The organism is Shewanella sp. TB7-MNA-CIBAN-0143 (assembly GCF_040310065.1).
Taxonomy (GTDB): Bacteria; Pseudomonadota; Gammaproteobacteria; order Enterobacterales; family Shewanellaceae; genus Shewanella.
In genome coordinates this window covers 1-558 of record NZ_JBEOPL010000061.1, presented here as the reverse complement: position 1 = coordinate 558, position 558 = coordinate 1, and the positions used below count along the sequence as shown (strand labels likewise).

General features: G+C 48.4%; 1 rRNA gene. It reads right to left on the bottom strand.

From position 1 onward, the window contains the following. Window positions 1–534, bottom strand: a 23S ribosomal RNA gene (locus tag AAEY97_RS21125); the annotation flags it as partial. Between the last annotated feature and the right edge of the window lie 24 nt (window positions 535–558).

Here is a 558-nt window from a genome sequence, read left to right as displayed (position 1 = left end):
GAACCGCTCCCACTGCTTGTACGTATACGGTTTCAGGTTCTATTTCACTCCCCTCACAGGGGTTCTTTTCGCCTTTCCCTCACGGTACTGGTTCACTATCGGTCAGTCAGGAGTATTTAGCCTTGGAGGATGGTCCCCCCATATTCAAACAGGATGTCACGTGTCCCGCCTTACTCGTTTTCATCTATGGTTAGTTTTCATGTACGGGGCTATCACCCTGTGCCGCTGTGCTTTCCAACACATTCCACTAACACCCCATAGACTTAAGGGCTAATCCCCGTTCGCTCGCCGCTACTAGGGGAATCTCGGTTGATTTCTTTTCCTCCGGGTACTTAGATGTTTCAGTTCCCCGGGTTTGCCTCACTACACTATGTATTCATGTAGTGATAACAGCTTATGCTGCTGGGTTTCCCCATTCGGATATCGTTAGCTCAAATGCTTATTACTAGCTCGCCAACGCTTTTCGCAAGTTATTACGTCCTTCATCGCCTCTGACTGCCAAGGCATCCACCGTATACGCTTGGTCACTTAACCATACAACCCAAATGAGTTTCACTT